Origin of the sequence: Stenotrophomonas sp. JAI102, assembly GCF_013409105.1 — a bacterium.
Lineage (GTDB): Bacteria > Pseudomonadota > Gammaproteobacteria > Xanthomonadales > Xanthomonadaceae > Stenotrophomonas > Stenotrophomonas maltophilia_AA.
The window spans coordinates 1,178,621-1,192,998 of the sequence record NZ_JACCCI010000001.1; the positions used below are offsets into that span (position 1 = coordinate 1,178,621).

Sequence of the window (14,378 nt, forward strand, 5' to 3'; positions counted from 1 at the left end):
ATAGGACAATGGAAAAACTACGCGACGCTACAGCGATGCTCCGCATGCCAGACCGCCGCGCCGAGCACGCCGAGTTCGCCGTGGTCCACGCGCCAGATCGGCACCTGGCGGAGCACGTCCTGCATTACGCCCTTGGCCAGGAAGCGCTCGCGGAAGCGGCCATCGCGCAGGAAGCGGTCCACGCGCGTGGAGATGCCGCCGGCCAGATAGACCGAGCGCGCGCCGAAGGTGGTGGCCAGATCGCCGGCCAGACTGCCCAGCCAGGCGCAGAACACCTCCAGCGTCTCGACCGCAAGCGGATCGTCGCCTTCGTGCGCGGCCGCGATGAGGGCTTCGGTGCTGGTCCAGTGCGGGGTGACGCCACGGATATCGCACAGGCAGGGATACAGGTTCATCAGGCCGCCCCCGGACAGCACGCGCTCGTTGTCCACGTGCTCCCAGCGCTGCAGCAGGCGCGAGAGCACCTCCAGTTCCAGCGGATTGCAGGCGTTCAACGCGGCGTGGCCGGCTTCGCTGGCCAGCACCGGACGCTCGCCGCCCTCGAAACGCAGCGCCGCGCCCAGTCCAGTGCCCGGGCCCAGCACCAGCGCCGGCCATCGCGGGCCCACGTCGGGTTCGCCGTTGAGGGCCACCATGGATTCCGGCGCCACGTGCGGGATCGCATAGGCGACCGCTTCGAAATCGTTGATCAGCGCCAGCGACACCAGCCCCGAATCGTGACGGGTCTGCGCGACCGACACCGGCCACGGCAGATTGGTGTTGACCAGGTGATCACCGTCCAGCAGCCCGGCGATCGCGACCACGGCACTGTCCGGCGCTGCCGGCAGGGTGGCGACGAAATCGGCCAGGATCGCGGCCAGGCTGGGATGATCAGCGCAGGCATAGCGCTGAAGGCCGCTCAGCCGTGGCGCAGCGCCCGCGCACACGGTGGCCAGCGCGACGCGGGCGAACGTGCCGCCGACATCGGCCACGATCAGCGTGTCAGAGTGGGAATCCCGCGGGGCCGCCGTCCGCGACACTTCAGGTTGAGCCGGAACCGGTACCGCTGCGCTCACTCGTTTGCCTTGGTTGAATCGATTGAATCCCGGCGATTCTCAGGCATCGCCGGGGGAATGCAAAGCCACACCTGCCATACAGCGCCGTACTGAAACGACCGCGGCGCGATCAGGGCTTGGCGGTCTGCAGGCGGTAGCTGGTGCTGGCCGTCGCGGTCGGGCCGTCGCCCTGCACTGCACGCACTTCCACCTTGTGCTCCCCCACGGCAAGGTGGGTGGGCAGCGCGCCGCGCCACAGGTGCGGCGACGGCGTGGCTTCCGGCGAGCGGTCGAAACCACGCAGGCGCTCGGCGGTATCGTCGGCCACATTTTCCTGCAGCAGGCGCGGATCGGGCTGTTCGACGCGCTTCATCGGCTGCCAGGCGCCGTCGTCCACGCGGTACTCCACCAGCGAATCGGCCTGGCCCATGAACACGTTGGCGTACACGCCCCAGGCCGGGTACGCGCCCTGGCGCAGCACCTTCGGCGCGTGCAGGGCGATCTGGTAATCGTCCGGCGCGCGCGCCACGTAATAGCGCAGGCCATACTCGCCACCGGGCTTGACCGAGAGCACCGCATAGCCGTTCGGGGTGCCATCGCTCATGGTCGCATCCGGGATGCCGTTGCTGTCCTTCACACCCGACCAGAACGCGCCGCAGGCCGCGCCCACGTTGTACTCGTGCAGCGGCGTGCTGCCCTGCCAGCCTTCGGCGGCACCGTGGTAGTAGTGCTGCTGGGTGTGGCTGTGGCCGCTGAGCACCAGCACGTTCGGGAAGTCCTTGAGCAGCGCGAACAGCCTTGCGCGGTCGGCATGGCGGAACGTCTCGCGGCCCGGCGCCGCATCGAACAGTGGGATGTGCATGCCGAGCACGATCAGCCGATCGCGCGGCAAGCCCTTCAGATAGTTGCCGAGGAAGGTGAACTGGTCCGCGCGCAGGCCGCCGACATAGCTCGGCTTGGCTTTGGGGTCGTACACCACGTCATCGAGGAAGACGAAGCTCGCCCCGCCCTCTTCCACCGCGTAGGTGTCCGGGCCGTACACGGCGCGCCAGCTGTCCAGCGAATGCGCGTCGTTGCCGGCATCCATGTCCAGGTCGTGGTTGCCCGGCACGTGGAACCACGGCACCTGCAGCTGCGCGGTGACCTTGTTGATGTCCGGGTAGAGGCTCAGATCGTCGTTGACGATATCGCCCAGGGTGGTACCGAGCCGCGCCGGATGCTTGCCGATGATCGGATCGACGATGGCGCGCTGGTAGTAGCCGATGTCCTGGCGGCTGGCGGTCTGCGAATCGGTGAAGACCAGCATCTCGAAGCCGTTGCGCGCCGCGTCCGTGCCCTTGGCCGGTTCCAGCGCGAAATCCCAGTTGCGGGTCGCGCCGCCGGTGGCGTGTATGCCGTCGTACTTAAGCTTCGGCGAGCCCTGCGGCGCATAGTGGCGCCAGTACGAGGGCAGCCCATTGGCGGCCGCCGGGAAGCGGTATTCGTCCGGCTTGATCACGAACACGGTCTGGCCCTCGCGTACCGGCAGGCTGTAGCTGCCATCGGCGGCGGTGCGCACGATCGTTTCGCCGTTGGACACCTGCACACCGGCCAGGCCGGGATCGGTCGGCCCGCGTCCCGGCTTGCCGTCGCGCTCCTGATAGACCTTGCCGGTAATCGTCGTGCCGGCAGCCCAGGCAGGCGAAGTCATCAACAGCAGGCAAGCCAGCCAGGCGGCAGTACGGGTCATCGAGGGCGGTCCGATCGGGGGGGGGAATTGTAGAGCCGCACATCATCGCCTGCACCGCGTTTCACCGACGTTAAACGATGTCCCGCCCGGGCTTACCCCGCGTGGCGCGCCGCCAGCACCGCCACCGCGTCGTGCAGCGAGAGGCCACGCGCACGCAGCAGCACGGTCAGATGGAACAGCAGATCGGCCGACTCGCCCAGGAGCGCGTCATCGTCCTGGACGACCCCGGCCAGCGCGGTTTCGACGCCCTCCTCGCCCACCTTCTGTGCGATGCGGCGGATGTCGCCGTCGAACAACGACGTGGTGTAGCTGCCGGCCGGGCGCTGCTGCTCACGTTCGCGCACCACGGTATCCAACCGGCCCAGGAAGTTGCCCGGCGCCTGCGGGAAGCAGCTCTCGCTGCCGGTGTGGCAGGTCGGCCCGGCCGGGCGCGCACTGACCAGCAGGGTGTCGTTGTCGCAGTCGATCCGCACGGCGGTCACCGCCAGCACATTGCCGGAGGACTCGCCCTTGGTCCACAGCCGCTGCTTGCTGCGGCTGTAGAAGGTCATGTGGCCCGTGGCCAGGGTCTGCTCCAGTGAAGCCGCAGTGGCGTAGCCGAGCATCAGCACGCGCAGTGTGTCCGTATCCTGCACCACCACCGGCAGCAGGCCATCGCCCTTGCCCCAGTCCAGCTGCGCCAGCGCAGCGCGCGACGGGCGCACGTCAATGGAATTCACTTCAATAGACATCTCGAACCTCGATCTGCTGCTCGCGCAGGAACTGCTTGAGCGCGGGAATGGCGATGGCACCACTGTGGAAGACGCTGGCGGCAAGTGCGCCATCGACGTCGGCCTGGTCGAACACATCGGCGAAGTGCTGCATTTCGCCGGCGCCACCGGAGGCGATCAACGGCACCTGGCACAGCGCGCGCGCCTGGCGCAGCTGGGCCACGTCGTAACCGCGGCGGACGCCATCGCTGTCCATGCAGTTCAGCACGATTTCGCCGGCACCCCGGCGCTGTGCCTCCACCAGCCAGTCCAGGGTGCGCACCGCCACCGCCTGGGTCTTATCCGGGTCGCCGCTGAAGCGGCGCACCCGCCATTCGCCATCCGGTTCGCGCACCGAATCGATGCCGACGACCACGCACTGCACGCCGAAGGCATCGGCCAGTTCTTCAATGAGCTCCGGCCGGCCCAGCGCCGGGGAGTTGATCGAAATCTTGTCGGCGCCGGCGTGCAGCACGCGACGCGCGGTCTCGACATCGCTGATGCCGCCCGCCACGCAGAACGGAATGTCGATCAGGCGCGCGATGCGCTCGATCCAGGCGACATCGACGGCGCGCCCCTCCGGACTGGCGCCGATGTCATAGAACACGAGTTCGTCCGCGCCCTGGTCGCGATAACGCATCGCCAGCTCGGCGATGTCGCCCATGTCCACGTGGTCGCGGAAACGCACGCCCTTGACCACGCGACCATCGCGCACGTCCAGGCACGGGATCAGGCGGCGGCTCAGCATGCCAGCGCTCCTTCCAGGGTCATGCGCCCTTCCAGCAGCGCCTTGCCGAGGATCGCGCCGCCGCAGCCGACGGCCTTGGCCTGGGCCACGTCGTCGGCATCACGCACGCCGCCGGAGGCCTGTACCGCCACGCCCGGCAGCAGGCGCGCCAAGTGCTGGTACAGAGCGATGTTCGGCCCCGAAAGCATGCCGTCGCGGGCGATATCCGTGCACAGCAGGTGCCGCATGCCGGCCTCGGCGTAGCGCTGCGCCAGCACGTCCAGGGTGTCCTCGGCGGTCTCGGTCCAGCCGTGCACCGGCAGCAGCCAGCGACCATCCTCGGCCTGGCGCGCGTCGAGCGCGATGGTCAGCCGTTCCGGGCCGAATTCGCCCAGCCAGCCGATCACCGCGTCCGGCTCGCGGACCGATACCGAACCGACCACCACGCGGGTGGCACCGGCGTCGAGGATGCGCGCAACGTCATCGCGCGAGCGCACGCCGCCGCCGGTCTGCACCTGCAGGCCGGTCTGCGCCGCGATCGAGGACAGCAGCGGTGCCAGGGTGTAACCGCCCGCACGGGCTGCATCCAGATCCACCAGATGCATCCAGCGCGCGCCCGCCGCGGCAAACGCGTGCGCGCGCGGCAGCGGGTCATCGCCGTAGGTGGTCTGCTGCGCGTAGTCGCCCTGCAGCAGGCGCACCACGCGGCCTTCGCGGATATCCAGGGCGGGATAGACGATGAAACTCATGTCGGTTCGTTCTCGATGAAGTTGCGCAGGATGCGCGCGCCGGTGTCGGCCGAACGCTCCGGGTGGAACTGGGCACCACTGTGCCGGCCGCGCTGCACAACGGCCGCGAACAGCCCGCCGTGATCGCAGGCGGCCACGGTGTCCTCGCCCAGCGGCGCGGCGTAGCTGTGGACGAAGTACGCGCTGGCCCGTGCCGGCACGCCGGCCAGCAACGGCGACTCACGCAGCGGCAGCAGCCGATTCCAGCCCATGTGCGGCACGCGGATGCCGGTTGCAGGGCGCAGGTGGCGCACGACCCCGGGCAACAGGCCCAGGCATTCGACGTGGCCTTCTTCAGAACCATCGAACAGCAGCTGCATGCCCAGGCAGATGCCGAGCAACGGCGCCTGCAGGTCGCGCAGCGGCTGGACCAGACCCTGTGCATGCAGGCGTGCCATGCCGTGCGGGGCCGCGCCGACGCCGGGCAGGATCACCCGCGAGACCCCCTCCAGGCCCTGCGCATCGCGGACCAGCCGCACCTGCACGCCCAGCCGCTCCAGCGCATAGCGGACCGAGCCGAGGTTGGCGCCGCCCGCATCGATCAGCGCAACCTCGGTCACAGCGCCCCCTTGGTGCTCGGCAGCGCGGTGCCCTGGCGTGGCAGGGCCTGGCGCAGCGCGCGGGCCAGCGCCTTGAAGCAGGCTTCGACCTTGTGATGGTCATTGTCGCCGCGCACGCTCAGGTGCAGGTTCAAGCCGGCCGCATCGCACAGTGATCGGAAGAAGTGCGGCACCAGCTCGGTCGGCATGTCGCCCACGCGCTCGCGCTTGAACTCGCCTTCGAACACGAAATACGGGCGGCCGCTGAAATCCAGCGCGGCGCTGGCCAGGGTTTCATCCATCGGCAGGGTGAACCCGTAGCGGCCGATGCCGCGCTTGTCGCCGAGCGCCTCGCGCAGGGCCTGGCCCAGCGCCAGGCCGGTGTCTTCAATGGTGTGGTGCTCATCGATGTGCAGATCGCCCTCGGCCTGCACGCTCAGGGCGAAGCCACCGTGCTTGCCGATCTGCTCCAGCATGTGATCGAAGAACGGCAGCCCGGTGTGGGTCTGCGGTTCGGCGGTGCGATCCAGATCGACCTCGACCCGGATCCTGGTTTCCTTGGTGTTGCGCTGCACGGTGGCCCGACGCGGCGCATCGGCCAGCTCGTGCGCGATCGAGGTCCAGTCCCAGTCGCCGCCGAACTGTTCGGTGCGCAGCTGGAAGCCACGAATCTTCATGTTGGCGGCGAACTGGATGTCGGTCAGGCGGTCGCCCACCATCGCCGAGCGTGCCCAGTCGATGCTGCGGTCCTGCAGGTACGGCAGCATCAGGCCGATGCCCGGCTTGCGGGTCGGCGCGTTGTCCTGCGGCCAGGTGCCGTCGATCAGCACGTCGCGGAAGGTAATGCCCTGGCTGGCGAAGATCTGCAGCATCAGGTCGTTGGGGCCATCGAAGCTGGCCTGCGGATAGCCTTCGGTGCCCAGGCCATCCTGGTTGCTGACGATCACGAACTTATAGCCGGCATCGCGCAGCTTGAGCATCGCCGGGATCACATCGCGCACGAAGCGCAGCTTCTCGTAGGCGTCGATCTGGAAATCGGCGGGCTCTTCGATCAAGGTACCGTCGCGGTCGACGAACAGAATCGGGTTCATGCGGCAGCCCTCCGGGCCGTCAGGGCAGCGAGTACGCGGTCGTTCTGTTCCGGGCTGCCGAGGGTGATGCGCAGTGAATCGCCCAGCTGCGGCGCGGCACGCTGGTCACGCACGACCACACCGGCTGCGAGCAGCGCATCGAACGCGCCCTGTGCGTCGGCGAAGCGGGCCAGCAGGTAGTTGCCCTGCGAGGGATAGACGCGCAGCACGCCGGGCAGCGTGGCAAGGCCGGCCTGCAGCCGCGCGCGTTCGGCCTTGATCTGTGCGATGCGCTGGCTGGTCACCGCGAGGTTCTCCGTACCAAGGCCCGCCAACGCGAGCTCGGCACAGGGTGCGGGCACGGGATACGGGGCCTGGCAGCGGCGCAGCACCTGGATCAGGGCGGCATCGGCGATCAGGCTGCCGATGCGGGCGGCGGCCAGCGCATGCGCCTTGGACAACGTCCGCAGCACGGCGATGTTCTGGTAGCGGCCCAGCAGCGTGCTGGCGGAGGCCTGCTCCGCATACTCACCGTAGGCCTCGTCCACCACGACCAGCGCCCTGCCCTGCAATGCGGTGGCCACGCGCTCGATCTCGGCCAGCGTGATCACGCTGCCAGCGGGATTGGACGGCGAGCACAGGAACACCAGCTTGGCGTTGCCCGACAGTGCAGCGGCGATCACCGCATCGATATCGGCAACCAGCGCATCGCCCTGCTCGACCAGCGGCACCTCGATCACCGGCGCGTTCTGCAGGCGGGCGCAGACGGCGTACATGCCGAACACCGGCGGCGTGGTTACCACGGCATCCCGGCCCGGCTCGCACAGGGCGCGCACCAGCAGATCGATGGCCTCGTCACTGCCACGGCCGATCAACAGCTGCTCCGGCGCGCAGCCATAGAGCTCGGCCAGCCGATCACGGAGGGCGGCCGGCTGCGGATCGGGGTAGCGGCGCGCGACACCGGTGACGTCAGCCGGATTGGCCCAGGCCGATTCGTTGGCGTTGAGCCAGACATCGCCGACCAGCGCGCTGCTGCGCGCCGAGGAGTACCCGGTGAACGCCTGCAGGTCCTCGCGGACCAGCGACAGAAGGGATCCGGTGCTCATGCCGCCGCCTCCATGCGCAGGGTCACGGCATTCTCGTGCGCATCCAGGCCTTCGGCGCGCGCCAGCACGCGGGCGCACTCGCCGATCGCGGCGATGCCCGCAGCGGTGGCCGACTGCACGCTGATCAGGTTCTGGAAGCTGGCCACGCTGACGCCGCTGTAGGCGCGCGCGGCGCCCGCGGTCGGCAGCACGTGGTTGGTGCCGCTGCAGTAATCGCCCAGCGCTTCGGGGGTGTAGTCGCCGAGGAAAACCGAGCCGGCCGCTTCCACCTTCTCAAGCCACGCGCGCGGATCGCGCAGCGCCAGGATCAGATGTTCCGGCGCATACCGGTTGCTGATCGCGAACGCATCCTCCAGCGCATCGACCAGGATCAGGCGCGAGGACGCCAGCGCCTGCGCGGCGATCTCCGCGCGCGACAGCTCCGCCAGTTGCGCTTCAACCTCAGCTTCAACCCGGTCGACCATGCCTGCGTCGTCGGTCAGCAGCAGCACCTGCGAATCCGGACCATGCTCGGCCTGCGAGAGCAGATCGGCCGCGACGAACGCGGGATTGGCGCCGGCGTCGGCAATGATCAGCACTTCCGACGGCCCGGCCGGCATGTCGATCGCAGCGGCGCCGTCCTGGGCGACCTGCTGCTTGGCTTCGGTCACGTAGCTGTTGCCCGGGCCATACAGCTTGTCGCAGGCCGGGATGCTGTCGGTGCCATACGCCATCGCCGCGATCGCCTGCGCGCCGCCCAGCTTGAACACGCGGTGCACGCCGGTCAGGCGCGCGGCCACCAGCACCGCAGGATCGGCACTGCCGTCCTTGCGCGGCGGCGTGCACAGCACGACTTCCCGGCAGCCGGCCAGCTGTGCGGGCACGCCCAGCATCAACGCGGTCGATGGCAACGGCGCGCTGCCGGCCGGCACATACAGACCCACCCGGCCGATCGGGCGCACCACACGCTCGCAACGCACCCCGGGCGCGGTCTCGACCGCATACCCCTGGCTCATGCCGGCCGTGTGGAAGGTCCGGATACGCGCGGCGGCATCGATCATCGCCTGGCGCAGTTCGGCCGGGACGGCCTGTTCGGCAGCGGCGAACTCCGCCTCGCTGATCTCGAAGCTCTCCGGTGCCACCCCGTCGAAGCGCAGGGTGATCTCACGCAGTGCGGCATCGCCGCCTTCGCGCACCGCCGCGATCAAGGTCGCGACGGACTCACGGGTACGCGCCGCCACGGCCTGGACCGGGCGCTGCAGCGCCTGCGCCTGGGCGCCGGCATCCAATTGGGACCACGTCAAACGATTCATGCCAGCGACCGCTCCACACTCAACACCATCAAGCCCTGCGCACCCGCGCGCTCCAGATCCTCCAACCGCTGCCAGGTCAACGCACCGTGGCACATGGTCTGCAAACGCAGGTGGCCGCCGTCATCGGGCAACTGCACCAGCGGATCGGCATCGGGCAGCAGGCGGGTCAGTTCGGAGACGCGGTCCAGTGCGGCGCGGAACATCAGCAGCTTGCTGTCCTGCACCTTCACTACCCCATCGAGGCGGCGCAGGAGCATCGCCATCAGGCCGGCGCGGGCGTCATCGGGCGTGCGTACCGGCCCGGCCAGCACCGCCTCGCTTTCCAGCAGGGTTTCGACCGGCTTGAGCTGGTTGGCGGCCAGGGTGGCGCCGCTGGAGACCAGATCGCAGATCAGATCGGCGGTGCCCAGCCGCGGGGCGATCTCGACCGAGCCGGACAGTTCGACCACCTGCGCATCCACGCCGCGCTCGGCCAGCCAGTCGGCCAGGATCGCGGGGTAGCTGGTGGCGATGCGCTTGCCGGCCAGCTGCTCCACGCCCGTCCATTCCCACTCCTCCGGCACCGCCAGCATCAAGCGGCACTGCCCGAAGTTCAGCCCGCGCAGCGCCTGGTAGGCGTCCGGCAGACCGATCCGGCGGCGCGCAGCGCCCTGCTCGTCCAGCTCATTGCGGCCGACGATGCCGAAATCGCACACGCCATCGGCGATCAGGCCAGGGATATCGTCGTCGCGGACCAGCAGCAGGTCCACCGGCAGCGATTCGCCGTAGCAGAACAGCTTGTCGCGGCTCTGCCGCCAGCTCAGCCCGCAAGCGGTCAGCAGGCTGCGCGCAGGCTCGGCCAGCCGCCCGTTCTTCTGGATGGCGATACGCAGCCGGTCACGTGCCGGGGCGGTCTGGGTTGCACTCATGGGAGAGGTCTCTACTCGGATTCGGGGGAGGTCGGCGTGGCGGCGATGGCGGCGGCGTAACCGCCGTGGCCGTGCTCCAGCGAGCGCGCCACGCGCCCGGTGGTGGTCACGCTGACCCCGGTCAACTCATGGATCTCGCGATACGGCACGCCCTGCTGCAGCAGCGGCACGACCTTCCAGCGGTCGGACAGCGCCTCCAGCTCGGCCGGCGTGCACAGGTCGCGCAGGAACGCGGTCACCGCCCCGGGATCGGAGAGGGCAGCAAAGGCGCGCGCCAGGGAGGCCAGATCGGCCTGGGCATCTTTTTCACGGGGGATCGGACGTAGTTTCATCGTATCAATGTAATAGCGTGCTATTACATTAGCCCAAACGAGGGGGCACGGTCAAACCGCTGCAGTGAGCGGACCGGGAGTGTTCAGGGTCCGGAAACGAACAACGCCCGCGTGGGCGGGCGTTGTTCCGGGTCTCCAAGGAAGCGTGCCGACCCACGGTCGGCACCTACCGGCAGCGGACCTCGGCGCGCAGCGCGCCGCTGCCGAGGCATTCGCCCAACAGGCTGCCCTGGCGGCTGGGAAGCTGCTCCAAGGCCTCCAGGGGGCCTGCGCCGCTGGGGCACACGCTGCTGGCCAGCTCGCGCAGGTCGTGCTCCAACAGCTGCTGGTCAACCATGTGGCAGCGATCGACGGTCAACCGGTAATGCCCGGGGCCGATCCGTTTGCTGCGCAGCTGCGGGTCGCTCTGGCAGCCGGCGAGCAGGAGCAGCATCAGCGCCCCTGCGGCGGTCTGCTTCATGCCATCGCCTTGGCCTGCTCCAGCTCGACCTGCAGTGCGCTGGCCAGCTCGTCGCGGGCGACCTCGAACTGCTGCTCGCGCAGCAGGTCCTTGACCGCGACCACGCCACGCGCCAGCTCGTCCTCACCGGCCAGCACGACGAAGCGGATGCCCGCCTTGGCCGCGTACTGGAACTGCTTGCCGATCTTCTTCGGCTCCATCTGCACTTCGGCATTGATGCCGCCGACGCGCAGGCGACGGGCGATATCCAGCGACTCGGGCAGGCCGTTGTCGTCCATCAGGGCGACCAGCGCGTGCACGCTGCTGTCCTCGATACCGGCGATCAGGCCGGCTTCGCGCAGCTGCCAGAACAGGCGGGTCAGGCCGATCGAAATGCCCACGCCCGGCAGCTTGGACTTGCTGTAGTGGCTGGCCAAGTCTTCGTAACGGCCGCCCGAGCAGATCGAGCCGATCTGCGGGTGGTCGGTCAGCGTGGTCTCGTAGACGGTGCCGGTGTAGTAATCCAGGCCGCGCGCGATGGAGAAGTTCAGGCAGTACGCGGTTTCCGGCACCCCCAGCGCCTTGACCAGCTGCAGCACTTCGCGCAGTTCGGCCACGCCCTGCGTGAGCGTTTCGCTGGCAGCCCCATCAACCAGCAGCGCATCCAGCTGCGCCAGCGCATCGGCATGGCTGCTCGAGCGCACGGCCACGAACGCCAGGATGCGCTCGACCTGCTCGGCCGGAATTGCAAAGCCCTCGCCCACCAGCGTCTCGCGCACGTAATCGGCGCCGCGCTTGTCCAGCTTGTCCACTTCCCGCAGCACGGCCAGCTGGCGCTCGCCATCGGCCACGCCCAGGCTTTCGAAGAAGCCGCGCATCAACTTGCGGTTGTTGAGCTGCACCGAGAAATCGCCGATGCGCAGTTCAGCGAACACCGCATGGATGACCGCCAGCACTTCGGCGTCATAGCGGGTGCTCAGCGTGTCCTTGCCGATCACATCGATGTCGCACTGGTAGAACTCGCGGAAGCGGCCGCGCTGGGCGCGCTCGCCACGGTACACGCGCTGCATCTGGTAACGGCGGAACGGGAAGGTCAGGTCGTGTTCGTGCTCGGCGACATACCGCGCCAGCGGCACGGTCAGGTCGAAGCGCAGGGCCAGTTCCGGCAGCGCTTTCTCTTCCGCTTCGGCGGCGTTGGCCAGCGCACCGGTGGACTGCACGAAATACACCTGGCGCTCGGTCTCGCCGCCGGACTTGGTCAGCAGCACATCGGACAGCTCGAACACCGGCGTCTCCACCGGCAGGAACCCGAACCGCTCGTAATTGCGGCGGATGACGTCCAGCATGCGCTGGAACGCGATCTGCTCACGCGGCAGCAATTCCATGATGCCGGGCGGCGTACGGGGCTTGATCACTTGCGGGACTCCTGCGGAAACGGGGGGATGAGCGAGCGGCATATTCTAGCCGCAGCCGGCGCAACCAGCCGCATCCCGGCGCCGGGGCCGGGCCAAGGGCGGCATGAAGTATCATGGGCAGGCCCCGCTTGCTGACCTGACATGACCCGGCCTCACCCCGGTACCGCGCTTTCCGCTGTTGAAGACCCCGCCGCCCCCGGCTGCTCGCCCCTGCGCGACTGCCTGCATTGCTCGGTGCGGCACCTGGCGGTCTGCTCGGCGCTGTCGCCGGATGAAGTGCAGGCGCTGGAACGGGTCACCGTCTCCCTGGCACTGCCGCTGGGCTCCACCCTGGCCCGTGCCGGTGAGCCGCGCCAACATGTCTATACGATTACGGCCGGTGCGCTGCGCCTGGTCCGCACGCTGGCCGACGGCCGGCGCCAGATCAGCGGCTTCGTACTGCCCGGCGATTTCCTCGGACTGAGCGGCAGCGATCATCACCGTTACGATATCGAAGCCATCGCCGACAGCCGCGTCTGCCGCGTGGCCTTGCCGCAGATGAAGGACCTGCGCTCGCGCTTCCCGCACCTGGAACGCAAGCTGCTGCAGCGCGCCTGCCAGGAGCTGGATGCCGCCCAGGACGCCGCGATGGCGCTGGGCCGACTGCAGCCGGCCGAGAAAGTCGCCGATTTCCTGCTGCGCCTGGCCGCGCGCGAAGCACTGCTCGGTGAACCCGGCCTGCGCGTGACCCTGCCGATGGGCCGTGGCGACATCGCCGACCATCTTGGCCTGACCATGGAAACGGTCAGCCGCACCTTCACCAAGCTGCGCCAGCAGGGCCTGATCGCCCTGCCCCATCTGAACACCGTCGAGATCCTGGACGAAGCCGGCCTGCAGAAGCTCTCGGCCGACGAATCCTACTAGGCGTGCCGGGTGCTGCCCGGCTCTCCGGCGTTCCGCGCGTCAGCCGCCTCACCCGCGCAACAGCACCTCGCGCAGCGCCCCATACTCGGGGGCACATGCCTCGGCCGCCGCAGGCCGCTCCAGCAAGGCGGCCAGTGCCGGCGGCACCTCCAGCGGCGTCCCGATCAGCGGCTCCACCACCGACTCGAACTTGGCCGGATGCGCCGTCGCCGCGACCGCCCAGTGTCCCTGCACGCCCGCGGCCCGCAGATGCTCCAGGCGCGCCACTGCGGTTGCCGTGTGTGGACAAAAGACTTCGCCATGCAGGTCATGGCGGCGGCGGATCAGTTCGCGGATCGCCGCATCATCCACCGCCTCGGCAGTGAACGCGGCTCGGAGCGCCACATCATCGTCGTTGTACAGCCAGCGCAGTCGCTCGAAGTTGCTCGGCGCGCCCACGTCCATCGCATTGGCGATCGTCGCCACGCTGGTCCGCGCCTGGTAGGCCTCGCCGTGGAAGTAGCGCGGCAGCACATCGTTGGCATTGGTGGCCAACGCGATCTGCCCCAGTGGCAGGCCCATCGCGCGCGCCAGGATCGCCGCCATCGCATTGCCGAGGTTGCCGGTGGGAATCACCAGGTTCAGCACGTGGCCGGTCTGCGCCTGGTGCACCAGCGCCGCGTGCGCGTAGTAACTCATCTGCGGCAGCCAGCGGCCCAGGCTGATGCTGTTGGCCGAGCTCAACGGCACCTGGGCCTGCAGCCCGCGATCGCCCAGCGCCTGCTTCACCATCGCCTGGCAATCGTCGAAGGAACCGGCCACCCGCAGCGTCTGGATGTTGTCGCCGAAGCAGCCCAGCTGATGCGCCTGCCGCGGCGAGACCCGGCCATCCGGGTACAGCACCACCACGCGGATCTCCGGCTGACGGTGGAAGGCGGCCGCGACAGCCGCCCCGGTGTCCCCCGAGGTGGCGACCACGATCGTCAGCGGTCGTTCGCGCCCCTGCTGCAATCGGGTCAGGCATGCGGCAAGGAAGCGCGCACCGAAATCCTTGAACGCCGCCGTTGGGCCATGGAAGAGCTCGAGGACATGGTCATCGGCGGTCGCCAGCGGACGCAGTGGCGCATCGAAATCGAAGGCCTGCCCGCACAGTTCAGGCAGCGCCTTCTCCAGGGCATCGTCATGGAAATACGGGGCCAGCACCGCCGCGGCGGTCTGTGCGAAGGAACCCTGCGCTGACCAGCTCTGCAGCTGCGGGCGATGGTCGGGAACATACAGGCCGCCGTCCGGGGCGAGGCCGGCGGCAAGCGCCTGGCTGAGCGAAGCGGCGGGTGCAACGTGACGCGTGGAAACAAACTTCATCGGATA

15 protein-coding genes are annotated in these 14,378 nt (G+C 68.9%); 1 reads left to right on the forward strand and 14 read right to left on the reverse strand.

Going from position 1 to position 14,378, the window contains the following annotated elements:
* Window positions 1–17: 17 nt before the first annotated feature.
* The 13 genes from HDC96_RS05415 to hisS all read right to left on the reverse strand — a co-directional run bounded on the left by HDC96_RS05415 (window position 18) and on the right by hisS (window position 12,128).
* Window positions 18–1,019 (reverse strand): glucokinase, encoded by a 1,002-nt coding sequence (locus HDC96_RS05415; protein WP_179459077.1) that lies wholly within the window; start codon window positions 1,017–1,019, stop codon window positions 18–20.
* Between the two features lie 145 nt (window positions 1,020–1,164).
* Window positions 1,165–2,763 (reverse strand): calcineurin-like phosphoesterase family protein, encoded by a 1,599-nt coding sequence (locus HDC96_RS05420; protein ID WP_179459078.1) that lies wholly within the window; start codon window positions 2,761–2,763, stop codon window positions 1,165–1,167.
* A 92-nt stretch (window positions 2,764–2,855) separates the two neighbouring features.
* Entirely contained in the window at window positions 2,856–3,494 is a 639-nt protein-coding gene (gene hisIE / locus HDC96_RS05425) for a bifunctional phosphoribosyl-AMP cyclohydrolase/phosphoribosyl-ATP diphosphatase HisIE (protein ID WP_179459079.1), read from the reverse strand.
* On the reverse strand, window positions 3,484–4,260 hold the full coding sequence (gene hisF, locus HDC96_RS05430) for an imidazole glycerol phosphate synthase subunit HisF (RefSeq protein WP_070472955.1): 777 nt from the start codon (window positions 4,258–4,260) through the stop codon (window positions 3,484–3,486). The genes hisIE and hisF overlap by 11 nt, the downstream gene beginning before the upstream one ends.
* Entirely contained in the window at window positions 4,254–4,988 is a 735-nt protein-coding gene (gene hisA / locus HDC96_RS05435) for a 1-(5-phosphoribosyl)-5-[(5-phosphoribosylamino)methylideneamino]imidazole-4-carboxamide isomerase (protein WP_179459080.1), read from the reverse strand. The genes hisF and hisA overlap by 7 nt, the downstream gene beginning before the upstream one ends.
* The gene (gene hisH, locus HDC96_RS05440; protein WP_179459081.1) at window positions 4,985–5,587 is read right to left on the reverse strand and encodes an imidazole glycerol phosphate synthase subunit HisH; all 603 of its coding nucleotides are present in this window, start codon (window positions 5,585–5,587) and stop codon (window positions 4,985–4,987) included. Before hisH ends, hisA begins: the two co-directional genes overlap by 4 nt.
* A complete protein-coding gene (hisB, locus tag HDC96_RS05445; protein WP_179459082.1) occupies window positions 5,584–6,657 on the reverse strand; it encodes a bifunctional histidinol-phosphatase/imidazoleglycerol-phosphate dehydratase HisB in 1,074 nt (357 codons plus the stop codon). The genes hisH and hisB overlap by 4 nt, the downstream gene beginning before the upstream one ends.
* On the reverse strand, window positions 6,654–7,742 hold the full coding sequence (gene hisC, locus HDC96_RS05450; protein WP_179459083.1) for a histidinol-phosphate transaminase: 1,089 nt from the start codon (window positions 7,740–7,742) through the stop codon (window positions 6,654–6,656). The genes hisB and hisC overlap by 4 nt, the downstream gene beginning before the upstream one ends.
* Window positions 7,739–9,034, reverse strand: coding sequence for a histidinol dehydrogenase (gene hisD / locus HDC96_RS05455; protein WP_179459084.1), 1,296 nt, complete (start codon window positions 9,032–9,034; stop codon window positions 7,739–7,741). The genes hisC and hisD overlap by 4 nt, the downstream gene beginning before the upstream one ends.
* A complete protein-coding gene (hisG, locus tag HDC96_RS05460) occupies window positions 9,031–9,942 on the reverse strand; it encodes an ATP phosphoribosyltransferase (RefSeq protein WP_121036643.1) in 912 nt (303 codons plus the stop codon). Before hisG ends, hisD begins: the two co-directional genes overlap by 4 nt.
* 11 nt (window positions 9,943–9,953) lie before the next feature.
* Window positions 9,954–10,274, reverse strand: a complete 321-nt coding sequence (locus tag HDC96_RS05465) for a YerC/YecD family TrpR-related protein (protein WP_179459085.1) — start codon at window positions 10,272–10,274, stop codon at window positions 9,954–9,956.
* 166 nt (window positions 10,275–10,440) lie between these two features.
* Window positions 10,441–10,734: a hypothetical protein gene (locus HDC96_RS05470; RefSeq protein WP_179459086.1), complete on the reverse strand. Its 294-nt coding sequence runs from the start codon at window positions 10,732–10,734 to the stop codon at window positions 10,441–10,443.
* Window positions 10,731–12,128 carry a histidine--tRNA ligase gene (hisS, locus tag HDC96_RS05475; protein WP_179459087.1) on the reverse strand — a complete coding sequence of 466 codons (1,398 nt, stop codon included), beginning with the start codon at window positions 12,126–12,128 and terminating at the stop codon, window positions 10,731–10,733. The genes HDC96_RS05470 and hisS overlap by 4 nt, the downstream gene beginning before the upstream one ends.
* Before the next feature lie 141 nt (window positions 12,129–12,269).
* Between hisS and HDC96_RS05480 the strand changes: the two genes are divergently transcribed.
* Entirely contained in the window at window positions 12,270–13,031 is a 762-nt protein-coding gene (locus HDC96_RS05480) for a helix-turn-helix domain-containing protein (RefSeq protein ID WP_179459088.1), read from the forward strand.
* 48 nt (window positions 13,032–13,079) lie between these two features.
* Here HDC96_RS05480 and thrC read toward each other — a convergent pair whose 3' ends face one another.
* Window positions 13,080–14,372, reverse strand: coding sequence for a threonine synthase (gene thrC, locus HDC96_RS05485; RefSeq protein WP_179459089.1), 1,293 nt, complete (start codon window positions 14,370–14,372; stop codon window positions 13,080–13,082).
* Window positions 14,373–14,378 lie beyond the last annotated feature (6 nt).